We start from the raw sequence: 1,073 nt of genomic DNA, 5'->3' as shown, positions 1-1,073 counted from the left end.
CGATCTGGCCGCGTCGCCGGCGCGGACCTCGCGCTCGCGGGGTGCGGCAGGAGCCTGCTCTCCTGGCACGCGCGTAATGGCTTCTGCGCCAATTGCGGATCGGTCACCGGGCTGGCCGCCGGCGGCTGGCGGCGCGATTGCCCCGCCTGCGGGGCCCATCATTTTCCGCGCGTGGACCCGGTGGTGATCATGCTGGTGACGCGCCGCGACCGCTGCCTGCTCGGGCGGCAGCCGCGGTTTCCGGCGGGCATGTGGTCGTGCCTCGCGGGCTTCGTGGAGCCCGGAGAGACGCTTGAGGAGGCGGTGCGGCGCGAGACGTTCGAGGAGGCCGGGGTCGCGATCGGCCGCGTGAGCTACGAACTGTCGCAGCCCTGGCCGTTCCCGTCGCAGCTCATGGTCGGCATGCGGGCCGAGGCGCTCGGCGATGAGCTGCGACCCGACTACGCCGAACTCGACGACGCGCGCTGGTTCGACCGGGAGGAAGCGGCGGCGATGCTGGAGCGCCGCCACCCGCAGGGCTGGTTCGCGCCGCCGCCGGCGGCGATCGCGCACCACCTGCTGCGCCGGTTCGTGAGCGGCTAGCGCCCGCGCTTCGCCTGCGCCTTCTCGGCCTCGGCGCGGCGCGCCGCGATCCGGAAGTCGTGGGCGCGATAGACGCCCAGGATCGTGAGCTCCGTCGAGAAGAAGGCGAGCTCGTCGAGCGCCCGCTTCAGCGCCGGGTCGTCCGGATGGCCCTCGACGTCGGCGTAGAACTGGGTGGCCACGAAGGCGCCGTCGAGCTGGTAGCTCTCGAGCTTCGTCATGTTGACGCCGTTCGTCGCGAAGCCGCCCAGCGCCTTGTAGAGCGCGGCCGGGATGTTGCGCACCTTGAACACGAAGGTGGTGACCGTCAGCCCGCCCTCGGGCGCAGCCCACGCCTGCTCGGGCGAGAGGATGAGGAAGCGCGTGGTGTTGTTGGCGAAATCCTCGATGTCGGCGGCGAGGATCTCCAGCCCGTATTCCTGCGCGGCGAGCGGCGAGGCGATCGCCGCCCGGCTCGGGTCGCGCGCCTGGGCGATCTCGCGCGCGGAGCC

The 1,073-nt window shown here is 72.5% G+C and carries 2 protein-coding genes; one reads left to right on the top strand and one right to left on the bottom strand.

Annotated elements, in window-relative coordinates; all coding sequences use genetic code 11:
* The coding region (gene nudC, locus ACIKT0_RS18825; protein ID WP_407106827.1) for an NAD(+) diphosphatase at positions 1–582 on the top strand (582 nt) is incomplete at its 5' end.
* Here the strand turns inward: nudC and ACIKT0_RS18820 are convergent.
* Positions 579–1,073: prephenate dehydratase domain-containing protein (locus tag ACIKT0_RS18820; protein ID WP_407106826.1), on the bottom strand; the 495-nt coding region annotated here is incomplete at its 5' end. The two genes, nudC and ACIKT0_RS18820, sit on opposite strands and share 4 nt — an antisense overlap.

Source organism: Hansschlegelia beijingensis (assembly GCF_045505405.1).
Taxonomy (GTDB): Bacteria; Pseudomonadota; Alphaproteobacteria; order Rhizobiales; family Methylopilaceae; genus Methylopila; species Methylopila beijingensis_A.
The sequence above is the reverse complement of the archived record's forward strand: the minus strand, read 5'-3'. Positions and strand labels throughout refer to the sequence as shown.